16 protein-coding genes and 1 riboswitch are annotated in these 20289 nt (G+C 67.6%); of the genes, 6 read left to right on the top strand and 10 right to left on the bottom strand.

Annotation, left to right across the window (positions count from 1 at the left end):
* Positions 1-11 precede the first annotated feature (11 nt).
* The 5 genes from garA (at position 12) to gcvP (ending at position 5906) form a co-directional block, all read left to right on the top strand.
* Entirely contained in the window at positions 12-473 is a 462-nt protein-coding gene (gene garA, locus A5760_RS12365) for a glycogen accumulation regulator GarA (RefSeq protein WP_007771376.1), read from the top strand.
* Positions 473-1225, top strand: a complete 753-nt coding sequence (locus tag A5760_RS12360) for a MerR family transcriptional regulator (protein WP_064881080.1) — start codon at positions 473-475, stop codon at positions 1223-1225. The genes garA and A5760_RS12360 overlap by 1 nt, the downstream gene beginning before the upstream one ends.
* A gap of 114 nt (positions 1226-1339) precedes the next feature.
* Positions 1340-1834, top strand: a complete 495-nt coding sequence (locus tag A5760_RS12355) for a bifunctional nuclease family protein (protein ID WP_064881078.1) — start codon at positions 1340-1342, stop codon at positions 1832-1834.
* A gap of 278 nt (positions 1835-2112) precedes the next feature.
* Positions 2113-2742, top strand: a complete 630-nt coding sequence (locus A5760_RS12350; RefSeq protein ID WP_064881076.1) for a MerR family transcriptional regulator — start codon at positions 2113-2115, stop codon at positions 2740-2742.
* 62 nt (positions 2743-2804) lie between these two features.
* Positions 2805-2902, top strand: a riboswitch (glycine riboswitch).
* Between the two features lie 178 nt (positions 2903-3080).
* Positions 3081-5906, top strand: a complete 2826-nt coding sequence (gcvP, locus tag A5760_RS12345) for an aminomethyl-transferring glycine dehydrogenase (RefSeq protein ID WP_064881074.1) — start codon at positions 3081-3083, stop codon at positions 5904-5906.
* A 19-nt stretch (positions 5907-5925) separates the two neighbouring features.
* Here gcvP and A5760_RS12340 read toward each other — a convergent pair whose 3' ends face one another.
* The 7 genes from A5760_RS12340 to A5760_RS12310 all read right to left on the bottom strand — a co-directional run bounded on the left by A5760_RS12340 (position 5926) and on the right by A5760_RS12310 (position 16034).
* On the bottom strand, positions 5926-6570 hold the full coding sequence (locus A5760_RS12340) for a TetR/AcrR family transcriptional regulator (RefSeq protein WP_064881072.1): 645 nt from the start codon (positions 6568-6570) through the stop codon (positions 5926-5928).
* A gap of 117 nt (positions 6571-6687) precedes the next feature.
* Positions 6688-7656, bottom strand: coding sequence for an oxygenase MpaB family protein (locus A5760_RS12335; RefSeq protein WP_064881070.1), 969 nt, complete (start codon positions 7654-7656; stop codon positions 6688-6690).
* A 32-nt stretch (positions 7657-7688) separates the two neighbouring features.
* On the bottom strand, positions 7689-8579 hold the full coding sequence (locus A5760_RS12330) for an oxygenase MpaB family protein (RefSeq protein WP_064881068.1): 891 nt from the start codon (positions 8577-8579) through the stop codon (positions 7689-7691).
* 338 nt (positions 8580-8917) lie between these two features.
* Positions 8918-11038, bottom strand: a complete 2121-nt coding sequence (locus tag A5760_RS12325) for a substrate-binding domain-containing protein (protein WP_064881066.1) — start codon at positions 11036-11038, stop codon at positions 8918-8920.
* 103 nt (positions 11039-11141) lie between these two features.
* Entirely contained in the window at positions 11142-13346 is a 2205-nt protein-coding gene (locus A5760_RS12320; RefSeq protein WP_064881064.1) for a malate synthase G, read from the bottom strand.
* 280 nt (positions 13347-13626) lie between these two features.
* On the bottom strand, positions 13627-14667 hold the full coding sequence (locus A5760_RS12315; protein WP_064881062.1) for a hemolysin family protein: 1041 nt from the start codon (positions 14665-14667) through the stop codon (positions 13627-13629).
* Complete coding sequence (locus tag A5760_RS12310; RefSeq protein WP_064881060.1) at positions 14664-16034, bottom strand: hemolysin family protein; 1371 nt, start codon at positions 16032-16034, stop codon at positions 14664-14666. Before A5760_RS12310 ends, A5760_RS12315 begins: the two co-directional genes overlap by 4 nt.
* Before the next feature lie 321 nt (positions 16035-16355).
* Between A5760_RS12310 and A5760_RS12305 the strand changes: the two genes are divergently transcribed.
* On the top strand, positions 16356-16973 hold the full coding sequence (locus A5760_RS12305) for a GNAT family N-acetyltransferase (protein ID WP_064881058.1): 618 nt from the start codon (positions 16356-16358) through the stop codon (positions 16971-16973).
* On the opposite strand, the gene A5760_RS12300 is transcribed toward A5760_RS12305, so the two are convergent.
* From A5760_RS12300 to gndA, 3 genes are read right to left on the bottom strand one after another with little or no spacing between them, the layout of a single operon-like run.
* The gene (locus A5760_RS12300; RefSeq protein WP_064881056.1) at positions 16968-17252 is read right to left on the bottom strand and encodes an acyl carrier protein; all 285 of its coding nucleotides are present in this window, start codon (positions 17250-17252) and stop codon (positions 16968-16970) included. The two genes, A5760_RS12305 and A5760_RS12300, sit on opposite strands and share 6 nt — an antisense overlap.
* Before the next feature lie 53 nt (positions 17253-17305).
* Positions 17306-18742: a GuaB1 family IMP dehydrogenase-related protein gene (locus A5760_RS12295; RefSeq protein ID WP_064881054.1), complete on the bottom strand. Its 1437-nt coding sequence runs from the start codon at positions 18740-18742 to the stop codon at positions 17306-17308.
* Between the two features lie 52 nt (positions 18743-18794).
* Entirely contained in the window at positions 18795-20264 is a 1470-nt protein-coding gene (gene gndA, locus A5760_RS12290; RefSeq protein ID WP_064881051.1) for an NADP-dependent phosphogluconate dehydrogenase, read from the bottom strand.
* Between the last annotated feature and the right edge of the window lie 25 nt (positions 20265-20289).

Here is a 20289-nt window from a genome sequence, read left to right as displayed (position 1 = left end):
GCGTGACGGACATGGACAACGACCAGAACTCGGACGAAGTCACGGTAGAGACGACTTCTGTCTTCCGCGCCGACTTCCTCAACGAGCTGGACGCTCCCGCACAGGCGGGAACCGAGAGCGCGGTATCCGGAGTCGAAGGACTCCCCGCCGGCTCGGCGTTGCTGGTCGTCAAGCGTGGACCGAATGCGGGCTCGCGGTTCTTGCTGGACCAGCCCACCACGTCCGCCGGTCGGCACCCCGACAGCGACATTTTCCTCGACGACGTGACCGTCAGCCGACGGCACGCCGAATTCAGGTTGGAAAACAACGAATTCAGCGTGGTCGACGTTGGTAGTCTCAACGGCACTTACGTCAATCGTGAGCCCGTGGACTCCGCGGTGCTTGCCAACGGTGACGAAGTGCAGATCGGCAAGTTCCGCTTGGTGTTTCTGACCGGACCCAAGCAGGGTGAGGATGGAGGATCTTCAGGCTAGTGAGCGCACCCGATAGCTCGGCACTGGCCGGGATGTCGATTGGGGCGGTCCTGGAACTGCTGAGGCCGGACTTCCCCGATGTCACCATCTCCAAGATTCGCTTCTTGGAGGCCGAGGGGCTGGTGACGCCGCAGCGGGCCGCGTCGGGGTATCGAAGGTTCACCGCCTATGACTGCGCGCGGTTGCGGTTCATCCTTACCGCGCAACGTGATCACTACCTGCCGCTGAAGGTCATCAGGGCGCAATTGGACGCCCAGCCCGACGGTGAGCTGCCGCCCGTCAAGGGTCCGTATTCCGTCCCGCGCCTGGTGTCCGTGGCGGGCACCGGGGAAGCGGCCGGGGCGGACGGGGGCTCTGACACCTCGGCGGTGGCCCCCACCCACGTGCGGCTGAGCCGCGAAGAGCTGCTCAACCGCGCGGGCGTGGGGGACGACCTGCTGATCGCGCTCCTCAAGGCCGGAGTCATCACCACCGGCCCCGGCGGCTTTTTCGACGAGCACGCTGTCGTCATCCTGCAGTGCGCGCGGGCGCTGTCGGATTACGGTGTCGAGCCGCGGCATCTGCGCGCTTTCCGCTCGGCCGCCGATCGCCAATCGGACCTGATCGCCCAAATCGCCGGGCCGGTAGTCAAAGCCGGCAAGGCCGGTGCGCGCGACCGCGCAGACGATTTGGCGCGCGAAGTCGCGGCGCTCGCGATCACGTTGCACACGTCGTTGATCAAATCAGCCGTTCGCGACGTTCTGGATCGCTGAGGACTAGACTTCGGTCGACAGCATGGTTTTCGGCAGCAGGGCGGATTTTTGACCTCGCCGTCGACTGGCGAGCACCAATCCAACCGGCGCCACTAATGCGGAGGGCAGACACAGATGGGTGAAGTTCGTGTTGTCGGCATTCGCGTAGAGCAGCCGCAGAACCAGCCGGTGCTGTTACTGCGCGAAACCAACGGTGACCGTTACCTTCCGATCTGGATCGGTCAGTCGGAGGCCGCCGCCATCGCCCTCGAGCAGCAAGGCGTTGAGCCGCCGCGCCCGTTGACGCACGATCTGATCAGGGATGTCATTGCCGCGCTTGGGCATTCGCTGAAAGAGGTGCGGATCGTCGATCTGCAAGAGGGCACTTTCTACGCTGACCTGGTGTTCGACCGCAACATCACCGTGTCGGCCCGGCCCTCGGACTCGGTGGCGATCGCGTTGCGGGTCGGTGTTCCGATCTACGTCGAGGAAGGCGTGCTTGCCCAAGCCGGCCTGCTGATTCCCGACGAGACCGATGAGGAAGGTGGCACCGCCGTCCGGGAGGACGAGGTGGAGAAGTTCAAGGAATTTCTCGACAGCGTGTCCCCGGACGATTTCAAGGCCACCTAGCGCAAACCCGCTACCACCAGCACTTGGGAACGGTGGGGCGGCTGGTTTAGCCTGGATGGCGACATCACGGATCCATCTCAAACCACACCGTGATGTCGACACGCTGGCGGATAGCCCGCCCACTTGGCCTCGCGGCGGCCATACTTTGATCACGACTACAGGCGCGGCGGCTATCAGAAAGCGTAAGCTCTACTAGCACTCGGGCCTGAGCAAACGTAGCTGCAATGCAGCCTCAGACGCAGCTAACGACGCGAGCGCGATCGCGGAGAGGAACCACCGTGAGCGAGCAGCCACGCCAAGAGCAGCTCAACCTAGCCGACAGCGGTAGCCCGGCGGCCAGTGACCGCCCCGTCACCGTCGCCAGCGCACCCGTGCAGCCCGGGCTTTTCCCGGACGACTCCGTGCCCGACGAGCTGGTCGGCTACCGCGGTCCGAGCGCCTGCCAGATCGCCGGCATCACGTACCGGCAGCTCGACTACTGGGCACGCACCTCGCTGGTGGTCCCGTCGATCCGCAGCGCGGCCGGCTCCGGCAGCCAGCGGCTCTACTCGTTCAAGGACATCCTCGTCCTCAAGATCGTCAAGCGGCTGCTGGACACCGGCATCTCGTTGCACAACATCCGCGTCGCGGTCGATCACCTGCGTCAGCGCGGTGTCCAGGATCTGGCCAACATCACCCTGTTCTCCGACGGCACCACGGTTTACGAGTGCACGTCGGCCGAAGAGGTCGTCGACCTGCTGCAGGGCGGGCAGGGCGTCTTCGGCATCGCCGTATCGGGTGCCATGCGCGAGCTGACCGGCGTCATCGCCGACTTCCCCGGCGAGCGGGCCGACGGCGGCGAGTCGATCGCCGAGCCCGAGGACGAGCTGGCGTCCCGGCGCAAGCACCGCGACCGCAAGATCGGCTGAGCGGCGCGCCCACCGCACACCGCGCCGCACCCGTCGCGGTCCGAGTAAACTGGGCTGCGCATCGCATTCGAGCGGGAGAGTTCCGTGGCTGCCAGCCACGGACGCCGAAGGAGCAACACCTCTCCGTCAACCTCTCAGGCACCCGGACCGCGCGAAATCATGATGCCTCTGGAAAGCGGCGAGGACCCGCGTGGTCCGCGCCCGCCGATGGGGAAAGGCGCTCAGGCAGCATCGGGCACCGAATCTCTCAGGCGCCCGGCGAACGGGTGAAGACAGAGGGAGAGGGCCGTTAGTCCTCTGCCTTGATATGTCTTCGCCCGCCTACTCAGGAGTTTCCAGTGTCCGATCAACTCACTTTCGCGGCTCGGCACATCGGCCCGGACGGTCAGGCCGTCGCGGCCATGCTCGCCGTCATCGGCGTCGACTCGCTCGACGAGCTGGCCGCCAAGGCGCTTCCGGCCGGCATCCTGGACCGGCTGACCGACGGTGGCACTGCGCCCGGTCTCGACCAGCTGCCGCCGCCCGCCACTGAGACCGAGGCGCTATCCGAGCTGCGGGCGCTGGCCGAGGCCAACACGGTGGCCGTGTCCATGATCGGGCAGGGCTACTACGACACGCTCACGCCGCCGGTGTTGCTGCGCAACATCTTGGAGAACCCGGCCTGGTACACGGCGTACACGCCGTACCAGCCCGAGATCAGCCAGGGCCGGCTGGAGGCGCTGCTGAATTTCCAGACGATGGTCGCCGACCTGACCGGCCTCGAGGTCGCCAACGCCTCGATGCTCGACGAGGGAACCGCGGCGGCCGAGGCCATGACGTTGATGCACCGCGCGGCGCGCGGGAAGGCCAACCGCCTGGCGGTGGACGCCGACGTCTTCGCTCAGACCGCGGCCATCTTGGCCACCCGGGCCAAGCCGCTGGGCATCGAGATCGTCACCGCCGACCTGCGCGAGGGGCTGCCGGACGGCGACTTCTTCGGCGTCATCGCCCAGCTGCCCGGGGCCAGTGGCCGGGTCTCCGAGTGGGCGGGCCTGGTGGAGCAGGCGCACGACCGGGGCGCGCTGGTTGCCCTCGGCGCCGACCTGCTCGCCATGACGCTGATCACGCCGCCCGGTGAGATCGGCGCCGACGTCGCCTTCGGCACCACCCAAAGATTCGGTGTGCCAATGGGATTCGGTGGGCCGCACGCCGGCTACCTGGCGGTGCACGCCAACCATGCGCGTCAGCTGCCGGGCCGGCTGGTGGGTGTGTCGCTGGACGCCGACGGGTCGCCGGCCTACCGGCTGGCGTTGCAGACGCGCGAGCAGCACATCCGCCGCGACAAGGCGACCAGCAACATCTGTACCGCGCAGGTGCTGCTGGCGGTGATGGCCGCGATGTACGCCAGCTACCACGGCGCCGAGGGGCTGACCGCGATCGCGCGCCGGGTGCACGGTCACGCCGAGGCGATCGCCGCCGCCCTCGGCGATGCGGCGGTGCACGACAAGTACTTCGACACCGTGCTGGCCCGGGTGCCCGGACGTGCGGCCGAGGTGATCGCCGCGGCCAAGGCGCGCGGCATCAACCTCTGGCGGGTCGACGACGACCACGTGTCGGTGGCCTGCGACGAGGTCACCACCGACGAACATGTCGCCGCCGTGCTGGAGGCCTTCGGATTACCAGCCGCTGAGCCGGTGTGCGCTGGCATCATCACCCGCACCTCGGAGTTCCTCACTCATCCCGCGTTCACCCAGTACCGCACCGAGACCGCGATGATGCGCTACCTGCGCGCGCTGGCCGACAAAGATATCGCCTTGGACCGCAGCATGATTCCGCTGGGTTCCTGCACCATGAAGCTCAATGCCGCCGCGGAGATGGAACCGATCACCTGGCCGGAATTCGCCCGCCAGCATCCGTTCGCGCCGGCGTCGGACACCCCCGGGCTGCGGCGTCTGATCGCCGACCTGGAGACCTGGCTGGTGCAGATCACCGGCTACGACGCCGTCTCGCTGCAACCCAACGCCGGATCGCAGGGTGAGTACGCCGGCCTGCTGGCCATTCACGACTACCACGCCAGCCGCGGGGAACCGCACCGCGACATCTGCCTCATCCCGTCCAGTGCGCACGGCACCAACGCGGCGTCGGCGGCGCTGGCCGGGATGCGGGTGGTCGTGGTGGCCTGCCACACGAACGGCGACGTGAATCTCGACGACCTGCGCGCCAAGGTCGGCGAGCACCGCGACAGGCTGTCGACGCTGATGATCACCTATCCGTCCACGCACGGCGTGTACGAGCACGACATCGCCGAGATCTGTGCGGCCGTGCACGACGCCGGCGGCCAGGTATACGTCGACGGCGCCAATCTCAACGCCCTGGTCGGTCTGGCGCGACCGGGCAAGTTCGGCGGCGACGTCAGCCACCTGAACCTGCACAAGACGTTCTGCATCCCGCACGGCGGCGGCGGACCCGGCGTCGGGCCGGTGGCGGTGCGTTCGCATCTGGCGCCGTTCCTGCCGGGGCATCCGCACGCCCCCGAACTGCCACAGGGGCATCCGGTGTCCGCGGCGCCCTACGGGTCGGCCTCGATCCTGCCGATCAGCTGGGCCTACATCAGGATGATGGGCGCCGACGGCCTGCGCGCTGCATCGCTGACGGCGATCGCGTCGGCCAACTACATCGCCCGGCGCCTCGACGAGTACTTCCCGGTGCTCTACACCGGCGAGAACGGCATGGTCGCCCACGAGTGCATCCTGGACCTGCGCGGCATCACCAAGTCCACCGGTGTCACCGTCGACGATGTAGCGAAGCGCTTGGCGGACTATGGTTTTCACGCGCCGACCATGAGCTTCCCGGTGGCCGGCACGCTGATGGTGGAACCCACCGAGAGCGAGACCCTGACCGAAGTCGACGCGTTCTGCGACGCCATGATTGCCATCCGCCGCGAGATCGATCGGGTGGGTTCGGGGGAGTGGACCGTCGACGACAACCCGTTGCGCGGCGCACCCCACACGGCCGAATGCCTGGTCGTCAGCGACTGGGACCACCCGTACACGCGGGAGGAGGCGGCCTATCCGCTGGGCAAGGAATTCCGGCCCAAGGTATGGCCGCCGGTGCGTCGCATCGACGGCGCCTACGGCGACCGCAATCTGGTCTGCTCGTGCCCGCCGGTGGAGGCGTTCGCCTGACGGTGGCGCGGGTCGCGTCTCAGCCGGGAGCCGTCGCCGGGGCTTGTAACACCAGCGGCACCAGGTAGCGGCGGGCGAAGTCGCGGGCCTGGTTCTGGTTGTAGATCGGGATGACCGACTTCGGCGTCCTGATCAGCGAGATGATCAGCCGTCCGATCATCTCGCCGACCACCTCGGCATCGAGATCGGCGGACAGTTCGCCGCGTTCCTGCCATCGGCGTAGCCAGGTGGCTATGTAGCCGCGGGTCATGGCGATCAGGTTCTCATCGGTCAGGTAGGCGGATAGTTCACCGGCGGCGGGTGATTCGCGGATGCTCCGGGTGAGCAGCTTGGGCGCGGAGGCTTCGTGGACGAAGGCCGCGAAGACTTCCGCGATCCCCTCTTCCGGCGACGCCGCCCGGCCCGCGACCTCAGAGACGAGCGTGCTCAGCCGCAGTGATTCGTCCATGATGGTCAGCCGCACCAGGTTTCGCTTGTGCCGGAAGCGGCGGTAGACCGTGGCGACACCGACACCGGCGGTGTCGGCGATGTCCTGCATGGTGGTGTTGGAGAATCCGCGCTCGGTGAAGCAGGTGCGTGCCGCGGTGACGATGGTGCGGGCCGTCGGATCGAGGGTGGCCAGACCGTCGGGCACCAGGCCCAGCAGCATTGCGGGGTCAACCATCTGGCCTCCAGCCGATCGGGGTATCACGTCGATCCTGCGATGTATCAGCGTATTCACCCACAGGGGCGGTGAACTTCTCCGGGTGCCCGCCGCCCCAGTCGATCTATCGTGCCGAAATCAGGCTCGGCTCGGCGCGGCGAACGAATCGAGCAACACCGAGCGATAGCGGTCGCGTAGCCGCTCGTACCGGTAACGGTTGTAGGCCAGGGGCTCCAGGGTGAGCCGGCGCGGCAACCAACGCCAGCCCAGCTGTAAGGCGGCTACGTAGACGGCGAACTCGATTTGCTCACGCGTGCCCCACCGGACGCCGAGCAGCCCGCGCATCGTGGGATGGGCGACCGCGGCCGAGCAGACGACCACCGGCCGGGACGCCAGCGTCGTCATCACCGGCCATGCCAGCCGCAGCAGCGGCCGTATCTGCCGGGGTAACAACAACTTCGGGATCGGTGGCGCGACGAAGCTGCGGTTGGCGAATTGCAGAAAGTCGTTGTCGGCCAGATCTTTTGCCGCGACGGCGTTGTAGTAGTCCAGCATGTCGTGCAGGGTCGCCGGCAGCTTCGCCTGCTTGCTGGGCAATTCCAGGAATTGCAGCTCCGCCCGCAGCGTCTGGTAGACCACCTCCTTCTCGGCGGCGGTGAGCCGACGACCGCACACCCGCAGATACGCCTGATACAGCAGGTTGAGGCCGCTCACGGCCACCCAGATCCACACGTCGGGATCCAATGCGCTGTAACGGGTGTCGCCGAACGAGTCCTTGCCGGTGCCCCGCACGTCGCGGTGCAATCGTTTGAGGTCGGCCCGCGACGTCCGCACGTCGGAGCTGTCGCCGAAGGTAGCCAGGGCGGTGAACGCGGCGCTGCGGATGCCGCGGTCGGTGAAGTTGTCGGCGAACCGTCCGCTGCGGTCCACCGCCGCGGCGATCTCCCGGTGCGCCACCTGGTCGAGGGCCAGCCGACCGAATGCCGCCGCCAAGGGCGAGCCCGCGAACCACCGGACGTCGTCCGCCAATTCGCGGTGCGCCGCGTCTGGTCTCACCCTCGCACCTGATCCATTGCCATGTTGTACGAAGCTCGCCGGCGTCGTCATGCCGCTCCTCCTTTGATGGGCGAGAGTTCGGGTCACACCACCGTCGCACCGGTGATGCGGCGCAACCGCATGTCCCACACGACCGTTTGCACACCCAGCCGCATCAGAAACCGCGGCGTGAACAGGTCCAGCACCCCGAGAACGCCCTGCCAGCGGTCGAATCGGCGTTGCTGCGCGGCCGACCAGCCGAATCCGAGCTTGTCGCGCAGTTGCGCTGGCAGATAGCCCAGCGTCATGAACAGGTTCCAGCTACCGAACAGTGCCGGGATGGGCGCGGGCAGGAAGTTCAGGCGCGCGATACCGATCAGATAGCCGCGCATCCGTTCGTCGAAGTCGAGCCGGTCCAGTTGCTGCCGCCAGTAGCGGTCAGCGGCCGTCCGATCGGCGGGCCACATTTCGGGCGGCACCTGCAGTGTGGTCGCAAACACCGAGGCTGCCCGGTGAATCGTTTCGGGGTCGTGACGGGATCGACCGCGCCGCAGCCTGCGGGTGTCCTCAAAGACCGCGGCCATGCAGGATGCCACCCAGAGCTGTAACGCGGGGTCGAACGCGTTGTAGCTCACCGGGCTTTGCGGACCGGACCGCACCGGGACGTGTGCGCCGTTGACCGCTTCCCGATACACCCTGCGATCCTTGGCATTTCCGGCGATGGCCACCGCGATGTAGGTGAACGTGGTGCGAGCCCGCTTGAACGGGTGCTTGTGCAGATTGCCGCTGTCGACCTTGCTCTCCATCACGCCGTAGGCCACGCCGGCATTCGCCAGCTGCATCACGACATTCGCCGCACCGTAAGCCGGGGTCAGCCACGGCGACATCTCCTCGGCCAGAAACGACGTGTTGGCGGAATCGGTGTCCGCGCGCTGGGCGCGCCGATCCGGCGCGGCGGCCGGAAGTTCGGGATCAGCGGGCAGAGGATGGGCCACGTCGCCGCCTTCCTGGATCGACCTCGAACGGATTCGGGTGCGTGCAACTTGCGCCGCCAGCGGACATCTCGACCACGTCTCCTGAGTCTCCGCGCCTGATAGAAACTGAGGTGATTTCTATCGTCGAGTCTGGCACAGACCGCCGCCGTTTGACAGAGATGGCGAGAGATTCGGTCGAAATCGACATGGCAGCCATGCCTTTCGTCGCATCCGACCTGCATGTTCCGCGAGCGCCCGGCACCACCGCAGCCGTCACACCGCCGGTAGGCAAACGCGATCTATCTATCACGTACCGCGTCGGCACCATGCTCCACGTCGGGCGGCGCCTGATCGGACCGTCAGCTCAGAAAGGCGTTGACCGCCGACGCGAGATCGGGGGACGTCGACGTCGCGAGATTCTGGTAGCTACCGCCACTGAGCTGGGCGACCGCTTCCCAGGTCGCCCGGTCCGGGTCGGATCCGAAGTCGATGACATTCACCGCGATGGGTTTGGCCGGATCGGCGCTCTTGCGGATGAAGTCCTGCAGCCCCGGTCCGTCCAGTGTCTGGTCGGTGTGCGGTCCCGCGGTGATCAACAGGATCGAATTCGTCTGTCCCGCATGGTAGTTGGTCTGCATATCCTGGTAGAGCATCCGCAGCGTGGTGAAGGACACCGCGCCGCCGCCCGAGGAGTACTGCTTGTCCAGCGCGGTGGCCAGCGCCGCCGAACGCGGCTGGCCGTTGACGGCGTCGGACAGCGGCCCGCTCGCCACCTCGGAGCGGCCCTCGTGGCCGTCGAATGTCCACAGCCCAACCACCGCGGTGCCGGGCAGCGCCTTGATCTTGTCCTGCAGCGCCCCGATCACGTTGGCCAGCCGGGACTTTCCGCCTTCCTGGCCGGGCATCGACTGGTCGAGCATGATGGTCGTGGCCTGCCCGCTCGACGGGCTCGCCATCGCCTCGGCGAGGGTGGCCCGCATCGGCTCATCGCCCACCGAAAGCGCGGCCGGCAGCGCCGGGAAGTTGGTGACCGGGCTGCTGGGCGGTTTGACCCCGTTGACGCGGAAGCCGGCCTTCGCCAGCTTGGCCAGCTGATCGGACTTATGCATGAAACGCGAGAACTCGCTAGCCGCCGATGCCTGTTCCCGGCTGAGCCAGGAACCACTGAGCAGCACGGTGGGGTAGTCGGCCACCGCGGCGGAACCGGGTGGCAACCAGAACCCCAAGGCGCCGTTGGCGTCTGGCAACGATTTGCCGCGCTGGAACAGCTGCTGCTCGGTGGTGACGACCGCGTGCACGGGCGCGGTCGCGGGGTCACCGGGCTTCAGCAGCGTGTTCATCGCCTCGGTGAGCGAGTTGTCGGCCAGCTTGGGTTGTGCACCCAGCAGGCTGCGCACCGCGCCGGTGCCCTGCGTCACCGGGGCGCCGGGCGGCACCGACGCGGCCGCCACCGCCTCTCCGGCCAGAAACGATGCGTCCCCGTTGCCATTCATCGGCAGCGCCAGCCGCAGCGAGCCCCACGCGGGTAAGTTCAACCCGGCCAACGCATTCGGATTGGTTTGCAGCCCGGGCAGCGCCGCCCAGTTCTGGTTGGACAAGGCCGGGGCGAGTTGGGGGCGGATCGCCAGCACCACCGGCGAGGTGACCAGCGAATGGCTCTCGGTGACGGTCTTCTGAGCCGTCGCCCCGGCGAGCCGCGCGGCCGAGATCGAGCTGCCCGGAATCCACAGCGCCGGCTGGCCACCCAGTTCCGTGGGCCACTTGCCGATGAAGCCGTTCAGCACGGCGTCGGAGTTGGCCGGCTTGACGCTCACCACCATGCAGTGGTCACCGATCGGGCCGGCAGACTTGTTGTAGCTCTCCGCGAACTGCTGAACGGAATCGGCGATCGACGGGTCCGCGACGACGGCCACCGTCTCCTGGCCGCCCGAGCAGCGGCCCGCCGCCGTGTGCGATCGCTTGGACAGCGCGTCACCGAAGAAGCTCCACAGGATCACCGATCCCACCACCACGACGACCGCGACCAGCGCCACGATCACGCCGATGCTGACGCCGCGACGGCCGCCCTCGCTGCGATGACCACCCAGCCGATCGGCGAACCCACGATGCCCGCCCCGGAAGAGCGACGGTGACGAGTCCGGCGGCTCCGCGCTGGACGCGGCAGTCGGCCGCGACGGAAACTCCGGGTAGTCGTCAGCGGCGCTGTCTACGAACGAATCCTCGGCCGCGTAGAGATCGTCGTCCGCCGCGAAGCCCCCGTCGTCGGGATGGCGACGTTCGTCGGAGTAATAGCCCTCGTCCGAGTAGTCACCCTCGTCCGGGTAGTCATCTTGGTCCGAGTAGAGGTCGGCTTCCTCGTCGCCGCCGGCATCCCGGTGGCGGCGTCCTGCCTCGTCACCTCGGGGCGGCTCGTCGACGACGTCCTCGCGAGATGGCTCGTCGAAGGAGTCCTCAGGGTCGGGCGCACTGTGCCTACCCATAGCAGTGCCCGCGGCCTTTCCGTCGATCCATCAAATGAACTCGGGCGCCGATTTTAGTCATCAGCGGCACTATTACACGTTCGAACCCGATTTGAGCGCAGGCTCAATTCGACTGCGCGGCGCGTGCCTTGGCTTCGCGCCGGCGGCGATGCAGGATCGGCTCGGTGTAACCGTTGGGCTGCTGCGTTCCGGTCAGGATCAGGTCCTGTGCGGCCAGGAAAGCCACGCTGTCATCGAAGTTGGGCGCCATCGGCAGGTACGCCGCGTCCTTGGCATTCTGCTCGTCGACCAGCGGAGCCATCCGCTCCAGGCTGGCCCGCACGTCCTCCTCGGTGATCACGCCATGGCGCAGCCAGTTGGCCAGCAGCTGGCTCGAAATCCGCAGCGTGGCACGGTCTTCCATCAATGCCACGTCGTGGATGTCGGGCACCTTCGAGCAGCCGACGCCCTGCGCGACCCAGCGCACCACGTAGCCCAGGATGGACTGGCAGTTGTTGTCGACCTCTTCGCGGATCTCCTCGGAAGCCCAGGCCAGCTCCTTGGCCAGCGGGATGGTCAGCAACTCCTCGATCTTGGTGCGCTTCTTGCCGGCGAGTTCCTCCTGCACGGCCCCCACGTCGACGTAGTGGTAGTGCATCGCGTGCAGGGTGGCCGCCGTCGGCGAGGGCACCCAGGCGGTGGTCGCGCCCGCCTTCGGCTGGCCGATCTTCTGCTCGACCATGTCGGCCATCAGCTCGGTCATCGCCCACATGCCCTTACCGATCTGGGCCTTGCCCTTGAAGCCGGCCGCCAGGCCGATGTCGACGTTGGCGTCCTCGTAGGCCTTGATCCACGCGGTGCTCTTCATCGCGCCCTTGCGGATCATCGGCCCGGCCTCCATCGAGGTGTGGATCTCGTCGCCGGTGCGGTCCAGGAAGCCGGTGTTGATGAACACGACCCGGTCGGCCGCGGCCTTGATGCAGGCCTTGAGGTTGACGGTGGTGCGCCGCTCCTCGTCCATGATGCCGACCTTGAGGGTGCCCTGGGGCAGGCCGAGGACGTCTTCGACGCGGCTGAACAGCTCGCAGGTGTAGGCGACCTCGTCGGGTCCGTGCATCTTGGGCTTGACGATGTAGATGGACCCGGTGCGGCTGTTGGCCAGTGGCCCGTTCGCGTCACCGGTCTTGAGCCCGTGGATCGCGGTCAGGCCGGTGAACAGTGCATCCATGATGCCCTCGAACACCTCTTTTTCTTCGTCGCCTTCGCTCCACACGATCGCGTCGTTGGTCATCAGGTGACCGACATTGCGGACGAACATCAGGCTGCGGCCGGGCAGGACCAGTTCGCCCTCGCCGTCGGGTGTGCTGTAGGTGCGGTCCTCGTTGAGCACCCGGGTGAAGCTCTTGCCGTCCTTGGAGACCTCTTCGGACAGATCGCCCTTGTTCAGCCCGAGCCAGTTGCGGTAGCCGAGCACCTTGTCGTCGGCGTCGACGGCCGCCACCGAGTCCTCGAAGTCCATGATGGTGGTGATCGCCGACTCCAGGACCACGTCCTTGATGCCCGCGGAGTCGGTCTTGCCGATCGGCGATTCCGGGTCGATCAGGATCTCGATGTGCAGACCGTGGTTGACCAGCAACACCGACCAGTTGGGGGAGCCGAGCTCGCCGGCGTAGCCGGCGAACTTCTCCGGGTCGGCCAGGCCGACGGAGCCGTCGGCGGTCACGATCTTGAGCTGGCCGTCGTCGACACTGAGTCCCGTCGCGTCGGCCCACGACCCGGATTCCAGCGGCACGGCCTCGTCGAGGAACTTGCGCGCGTAGGCGATCACCTTGTCGCCGCGCACCTTGTTGTAGCTGGTGCCCTTGTCGGCGCCGTCGCTCTCGGGGATGACATCAGTGCCGTACAGGGCGTCGTAGAGCGAGCCCCACCGGGCGTTGGCGGCGTTCAGCGCGAACCGCGCGTTGAGCACCGGCACCACCAGCTGCGGGCCCGCGGTCGTGGTGATCTCGTCGTCCACACCGGAGGTGGTGATGGTGAAGTCCGCGGGTTCGGGTTGCAGATAACCGATTTCGGTGAGGAACTCGCGGTACGCCTCGATGTCGAGCGGCTCGATGACACGCTGCCGGTGCCACTTGTCGATCTGGGCCTGTAGCTCGTCGCGCCGGCGCAGCAAGTCCTGGTTCTTGGGGGTGAGGTCGGTGACCACCTTGTCGACACCCGCCCAGAAGCTGTCCGGGTCGATGTCGGTGCCGGGCAAGGCCTCGTTGTTCACGAAGTCGTAGAGCACTCGGGCGACGCGCAAGTTCCCAGCCGACACGCGATCAGTCATGATTCTCCTCCATCATGGGCCGCACCGGACCATCGTCGGGCCAGATTGGCAATGTCATAAGCCTACCGAGCGCAGCCTGGTGAGCGTATTCGCCCGACCCGCCACAGCAGGTCAGGCCGCGCTGACGGCTCCAAGAACGACGCTGCGGCGAGCACCGGGATCTGTTTCCAGCAACGCATGTTCCGCGCGCCCACGGTGCTACGCCCTCCAGCACTTTCTTAACTGGTAGCCGTGAAAGATCATACGGGCTGCTCATAGTCGTCCCGGCCGGCCAGTGCCGCTACGCGTCGCGCATGGTGCCGACGAGGTCTTCAACCAGGTCTTCCATGGCCACCATGGCCACCACCGTCCCGGTTTCGTCGGTCACCAACGCCAGATGGCTGTTGCTGCGGCGCATCCGGGACAGGGCATCGGCCAGCGCCAGCGACCGGGACAGCCGCGGCAGCGGGCGCACCTTCGCCAGATCGATCACCGTCTGCGGATCGTCGCCGAGCGTCAGCACGTCCTTGATGTGCAAATATCCGAGGAAGACGCCGCCGACGCTGGCCACCGGGAACCGCGAGTAACCAGTCTGGGCCAGGGCCTGCTCGACCGCCCCGACCGTGGGGCCCGAGCCTGCCGCGGCGACCGGTACCGCGTGCACGCCGGCGAGGGGGACCGCCACGTCGCCGACCACGCGGTGGCGAATTTGCAGCGCCCGGGTGAGCCGCGTGCGTTCCTCCCGGTCCAGCAAGCCCTCGGACTCCGATTCGGCGATCATCTCGCTGAGCTCGACGGGGGAGACTGTGATCTCCAGCTCGTCCTTGGGTTCGACGCCGAACGCACGCACCACCAGGTTGGCGCACTTGTTGTAGAACACGATGAACGGCCGGGCGGCCCGCACGTAGGCCAGATACGGCGGGACGAGCAGCATCGCGGTGCGTTCCGGTCCCGCCAGCGCGATGTTCTTCGGCACCATCTCACCCAGCAGCACGTGCAGCGTCACCACGATGGCCAGCGCGATCGCGAACGACAACGTGTGCAGCAGCGCCGGGTGAATTCCGGTGAGCCCCAGCGCCGTTCGCAGGAGGTTGGACACCGCCGACTCGCCGATCCGCCCGAGCAGCAGGGACGCGGCCGTGACGCCCAACTGGGCACCGGCCAGCATGGCCGGCAGCTGCTCCCCGGCGCGGATCACCGTGACCGCGGCCGCCTTGCCCTGTTCGGCCAGCGCCTCGAGGCGGTCGCGGCGCGCCGAGATCAGCGAGAACTCCGCTCCGACGAAGAACGCGTTCACCCCGATCAACAGGCAGGCCAGCAGCAGGCCCATGGTGTCGCTCATCGGTGCACCCCGGTCGCGGGGACGTCACCGTGACTGCTCAGTTCGATCAGCTCGAGCAGGTCGATCCGGCGGCCATCCATCCGGATCACCGTTGCCTGCCAACACGTCACCGCGTCCAGCAGCCCGTCGGAGTCCAGCGCCGGCAGCTTGACCGTGTCGCCGGCCACCGGAATGTGACCGATCTCGCGCAGCACCAGCCCGCCGATGGTCTCGTAGGGGCCTTCGGGCGCCCGAAAGCCGATGGCGGCGGCCACCTCGTCGATGCGTAGCAGGCCCGAGACCCGCCAGCCGGAGCCGGCGGGCACCACGTCCGGGGTCGCGTCGTCGTGCTCGTCGCGGACATCGCCGACTATTTCCTCGATCAGGTCCTCGACCGTCACCATGCCGGCGGTGCCGCCGTATTCGTCGACCACCAGCGCGGTTTGCAGGTTGTTGGCGCGGATCTCGGCCATCACCGCGTCGCCGTCCAGGGTTGACGGCACCTTCGGAACGGGTTGGGCCACCGTGATCAGCCGCGTGCGGCGGCGTTCGGTGCGCGGGATGGCGAACACCCGCTTGACGTGCACGATGCCGACCGTCTCGTCGAGGTCGCCGTCGACGATCGGGAAGCGGGAGAAGCCGGACTCGGCGGCCGCGGTCACCAGGTCGGCGACCGTGTCGTCGGTCTGCAGCGCCACGATCTTGGACCGGGGCGTCATCAGCTCCTCCGCGCTCAGGGCGCCGAACTGCAACGAGCGCCGCACCAGGGCCGCCGTCGCGGCATCCAGGGAGCCGCTGCGCGCCGACGAACGCACCAGCGACAACAGCTCCTGCGGGGACCGGGCCGACCGCAGCTCTTCGGCCGGTTCGACGCCGAGCCGGCGCACGATCCAGTTCGCCGCCCCGTTGGTCAGCCGGATCGCCGGCGTGAGCAGCAGCGAGAACAACAGCTGGGCGCTCACGACGGCGCGGGCCGTCGACAGCGGCCGCGCCACCGCCAGGTACTTGGGAACCAGCTCGCCGAACACCATCGACACCGAGGTCACGATCACCAGCACCAGGAAGGCCATGATCGCGTCGCCGACCTTGTCGGGGATGCCGATCGCGTCCAGCCACGGGTGCGGCAGGTCTTCCACCATCGGATCGGTCAGGTAACCGGCCGCCAGCGTGGTGATCGAGATACCCAACTGGGCGCCCGACAGTTGAAACGACAGCCGGTGGTGCGCGTGGCGGATCCAGCGGTCGCGGCGTCCACCGCCACGCGCGTTGGCCTCGACCGCGCTGCGGTCCAGGGTGGTCAGCGAGAACTCCGCGGCGACGAAGACGGCGTTGCCGAAGATGAGCACCGCGATCGCCACAACGCTGATCACGGTGACGGTGACGTTCATGAACGACGCCGCCGGCCGGCCGAGGGGGAATGCTTGATGAGCGGAGATGGCGCCGAAGGAGGCTCCGCATCGGGCGATTCGGCCGACGGCCCGTGCGCCCGCAAGCCGATGGCTGGCACGGGTGCCTGCGGCACGTCGATCCTTTCGCTGCCTGGTGGCTGAGCGGTCGCGGTTGCGTCCGTCTTTGCTGTCATATGCTAGCCCGGGTCGCGGCCGCACGGCGCTGCCCAACCCTGGCCACGCGGTCGCCTGGCCGAACTCGCCGGCCGACCCAGGCCAACTAAAGTATGGCTAACCTTACTCAGGTACGCTCTGCGCACTATGCCCGACGCTCAGACGCCGTCCATACAGGTCCTCAAGCGCGAACGCTTCGACATTCCCGACGAGGTAGCGCGCATTCCCCGCCCACCGGTTCCCACCCTCGATCCACCGTTCGGCATGCGCGTGGCGCGACTCGAGGACGTGGACATGGTGACCGAGTGGATGAACCGCCCGCATTTGGCGCAGGCTTGGGAATACGACTGGCCGGCGCCCCGGTGGCGCCAGCACCTCAGCGCCCAGCTGGCCGGGACGTATTCGCTGCCGTTGCTCGGCAGCATGGCAGGCATAGAGCGCGCCTACCTCGAACTCTATTGGGGCGCAAAGGATCTGATATCCCGCTACTATGATGCCGAGCCCTACGACCTGGGGCTGCACGCCGCCATCGCCGACCTGAACCTGGTGAACCGCGGCCTGGGCCCCATGCTGTTGCCCCGGATCGTGGCCAGCGTCTTCTCGGCGGAGCCGCGGTGCCGGCGGATCATGTTCGACCCCGATCACCGCAACACCACCGCGCGCCGGCTGTGCGAGTACGCCGGCTGCAAGTTTCTCGGCGAGTACGACACGACGAACCGGCGCATGGCGCTCTATGCGCTCGAGGCGCCGATCACGGATTCATAGCCGCCGTAGTCGGGCGCCATCGCGGGGTGTCGCGGCGATCGCGGCCTGCAGGTCGCCGACCGTGTCGCAGTTCAACAGCTCCTCTTCGGACAGGGAGACGCCGAGCCGCTCTTCGATCGCCACCATGCTCACGGCGAAGGCCACCGAGTCGAGTCCGACGTCGTCGACGAGCCGGGCATCTGGCGTCACGCGCGACGGGTCGACGTTGAGGTCGTCGCGCAGGATGCTCAGCAGCTCGGGGGTGACTGTGGACGAGGAAGCGGGGGACGAGGAGGCCATGGCGCAGAACGTTAGCAGCCAGATTTAGGCAAGGCTAGCCTTACCCATGCGTGTCACCAGCCTTGTGGCAGCGGATGTCCCTCGGCGAAGCCCGCGGTCGACTGCACGCCGACCACGACCCGGTCGTACAGCTGGGTCAGGTTGGCCGCGCCGACATACGTGCAGGTGCTGCGGACACCCGAGGTGATGTGGTCGAGCAGATCCTCGACACCGCCGCGGGCCGGATCCAGCCCCATGCGGGACGTCGAAATGCCTTCCTCGAACAGCGCCTTGCGGGCCCGATCGAACGCGGTGTCCGCCCCGGTGCGCGCCACTACCGCCCGTTTGGAGGCCATGCCGTAGCTCTCCTTGTACGGCTGGTCGTCGCGGTCGCGCATCAGGTCGCCGGGCGATTCGTACGTGCCGGCGAACCACGACCCGATCATCACGTTGGACGCCCCGGCGGCCAGCGCCAGCGAAACGTCCCGGGGATGCCGGATGCCGCCGTCGGCCCACACATGTCCACCCAATTCCCTTGCCGCCGAGGAACATTCGACGACAGCGGAGAATTGCGGGCGGCCGACGCCGGTCATCATCCGGGTGGTGCACATCGCGCCCGGTCCGACGCCGACCTTGACGATGTTCGCTCCGGCGCCCAACAGGTCGCGGGTGCCCTCCGCCGAGACGACGTTGCCCGCCGCCAGCGGCACACCCAGCTGCATCGACGCGACCGTCCGGACCGCCTCGATCGTCTTGACCTGGTGTCCGTGCGCCGTGTCGACGACCAGCAGGTCGATGCCCGCCTCGACCAGCGACCGCGCCTTGGCCCCGACATCGCCGTTGATGCCGATGGCCGCGCCTATCCGCAGCCGGCCCCGCGCGTCGACGGCCGGCGTGTACAGGCCCGCGCGGATGGCGCCGGTGCGGGTCAGCACGCCGGCCAGCGTGCCGTCGGCGTTCGTCACGACCGCGACTCCGATGGGTGACTGCTCGAGCAGGTCGAAGACCTTGCGCGGCTCGGTGCCCACCGGGGCGGTGACGAAGTCGGTCATCGCGACGTCGCGCACGCGGGTGAAGCGATCCACGCCCAGGCACGACGATTCGCTCACCAGACCCAGGGGACGCCCCTCGAAGGTGACCACCGCGACACCGTGCGCACGCTTGTGGATCAGGGCCGTCGCGTCGGACACCGAGGCGTCGGGCCCGAGCACCACCGGCGTGTCGAGAACCAGGTCGCGACTCTTGACGAACTCGACCGTCTGTTGCACCGCGGTGATCGGCAGATCCTGCGGCAAGATGACGAGTCCGCCACGCCGCGCGACGGTTTCGGCCATCCGCCGGCCCGCCACCGCGGTCATGTTGGCGACGACGACCGGGATCGTGGTGCCCGAGCCGTCGCCGGTGGACAGATCGACGTCGAAGCGCGACGCGATCTCCGAGTGGTTCGGCATCAGGAACACGTCGTTGTACGTCAGGTCGTATGCGGGTCTGCGCCCGTCGAGAAACCTCATCGCAGTCGCCCCACCAATTCAAGCCCCCTTCGCACCCTCTGGTGTCGCCCGGCTATGCGGGCACTTCCGAGCGGTCTCCGCTCCACAGTGTGTGGAATCGCTTGTCCGGGTCGTCATCGATGCGGCCGTAGGTGTGTGCGCCGAAGAAGTCCCGCAAACCCTGGGTGAGCGCCGCCGGCAGCCGCTCGGTGCGCAGCGCGTCGTAATAGGACAGCGCGGAGGCGAAGCCGGGGATCGGGATGCCGAGTTCGGTGGCCTTCACCACGACGCGACGCCAGCTGTCGATGGATTCCTCGATGGCACTGCGGAAGTAGGGCGCGACGATCAGGGTCGGCAGGTCGGGATTCTCGTCGAACGCCTCCTTGATCCGGTTGAGGAACTTCGCCCGGATGATGCAGCCGCCGCGCCAGATCGTCGCCATGTCGCCGGGCGTGATGCCCCAGTCGTACTCGGCGCTGCCCGCCTGGATCTGGTTGAAGCCCTGCGCGTAGGCGATGATCTTCGACGCGTACAGGGCCTTGCTCACGTCGTCGATGAACTGGGTTGCGTCGCTTGGCTTCTCGCCCAGCTGGCCGGAGGCCAGGCCGGTGGTGGCCTTGCGCTGGGCGACCGAGCCGGACAGCGCGCGGGCGAACACCGCCTCGGCGATACCGGTCACCGGTACACCGAGATCGAGCGCCGACTTCACGGTCCAGCGTCCCGTGCCCTTCTGCTCGGCCTCGTCGAGGATGAGGTCGACCAGCGGCTTGCCGGTTTTGGCGTCGGTCTGGCGCAGCACCTGCGCGGTGATCTCGATCAGGAAGCTGTCCAGGTCGCCCTTGTTCCACTCGGCGAACACGTCGGCGATCTCGGGAGCGGTCTTGCCCAGGCCGTCGCGCAACAACTGGTAGGCCTCGCCGATCAGCTGCATGTCGGAGTACTCGATGCCGTTGTGCACCATCTTGACGAAGTGACCGGCTCCGTCGGGGCCGATGTGGGTGCAGCACGGCACGCCGTCGACGTGTGCGGAGATCTCTTCGAGCAGCGGGCCCAGCGACTTGTACGACTCGGCCGGGCCGCCCGGCATGATCGAGGGGCCGTTGAGCGCGCCCTCCTCGCCGCCGGAGATGCCGGCGCCGACGAAGTGCAGGCCGCGCTCGCGGATCGCCTTCTCCCGGCGGATGGTGTCGGTGTAGAGCGCGTTGCCGCCGTCGATGATGATGTCGCCCTCTTCCATGGCGTCGGCGAGCTCGTTGATGACGGCGTCGGTGGGGTCGCCCGCCTTGACCATGATGATCACCCGGCGCGGCTTCTCCAGCGCGTCCAGAAATTCCTCGATCGTCTCGGAGCGGACGAAGTTACCCTCGCCGCCGTGCTCGTTGAGCAGCGCATCGGTTTTCGAGATCGAGCGGTTGTGCAGCGCCACGGTGTAGCCGTGCCGGGCGAAGTTGCGGGCGAGGTTCGAGCCCATCACGGCCAGGCCCGTGACGCCGATCTGTGCGGTGCCGGTCTTGGAAGTGGAGTGGGCATCCGACGAACTCATGTTTTCGCCTCTCAATGTGGAGAAC

This window comes from Mycobacterium colombiense (genome assembly GCF_001665835.1).
GTDB classification, from domain to species: Bacteria; Actinomycetota; Actinomycetes; order Mycobacteriales; family Mycobacteriaceae; genus Mycobacterium; species Mycobacterium colombiense_A.
Note: the sequence above shows the minus strand (reverse complement) of the source record. Positions and strands in the feature narration are given on the sequence as shown.

Excerpts from the sequence above, each read along its gene's own strand:
- garA (WP_007771376.1), top strand. The coding sequence starts at position 12 with ATGGACAACGACCAGAACTCGGACGAAGTCACGGTAGAGACGACTTCT.
- A5760_RS12355 (WP_064881078.1), top strand. The coding sequence starts at position 1,340 with ATGGGTGAAGTTCGTGTTGTCGGCATTCGCGTAGAGCAGCCGCAGAAC.
- A5760_RS12340 (WP_064881072.1), bottom strand. The coding sequence starts at position 6,570 with ATGGTTGACCCCGCAATGCTGCTGGGCCTGGTGCCCGACGGTCTGGCC.
- A5760_RS12335 (WP_064881070.1), bottom strand. The coding sequence starts at position 7,656 with ATGACGACGCCGGCGAGCTTCGTACAACATGGCAATGGATCAGGTGCG.
- A5760_RS12325 (WP_064881066.1), bottom strand. The coding sequence starts at position 11,038 with ATGGGTAGGCACAGTGCGCCCGACCCTGAGGACTCCTTCGACGAGCCA.
- A5760_RS12320 (WP_064881064.1), bottom strand. The coding sequence starts at position 13,346 with ATGACTGATCGCGTGTCGGCTGGGAACTTGCGCGTCGCCCGAGTGCTC.
- A5760_RS12315 (WP_064881062.1), bottom strand. The coding sequence starts at position 14,667 with ATGAGCGACACCATGGGCCTGCTGCTGGCCTGCCTGTTGATCGGGGTG.
- A5760_RS12310 (WP_064881060.1), bottom strand. The coding sequence starts at position 16,034 with ATGAACGTCACCGTCACCGTGATCAGCGTTGTGGCGATCGCGGTGCTC.
- A5760_RS12305 (WP_064881058.1), top strand. The coding sequence starts at position 16,356 with ATGCCCGACGCTCAGACGCCGTCCATACAGGTCCTCAAGCGCGAACGC.
- A5760_RS12300 (WP_064881056.1), bottom strand. The coding sequence starts at position 17,252 with ATGGCCTCCTCGTCCCCCGCTTCCTCGTCCACAGTCACCCCCGAGCTG.
- A5760_RS12295 (WP_064881054.1), bottom strand. The coding sequence starts at position 18,742 with ATGAGGTTTCTCGACGGGCGCAGACCCGCATACGACCTGACGTACAAC.
- gndA (WP_064881051.1), bottom strand. The coding sequence starts at position 20,264 with ATGAGTTCGTCGGATGCCCACTCCACTTCCAAGACCGGCACCGCACAG.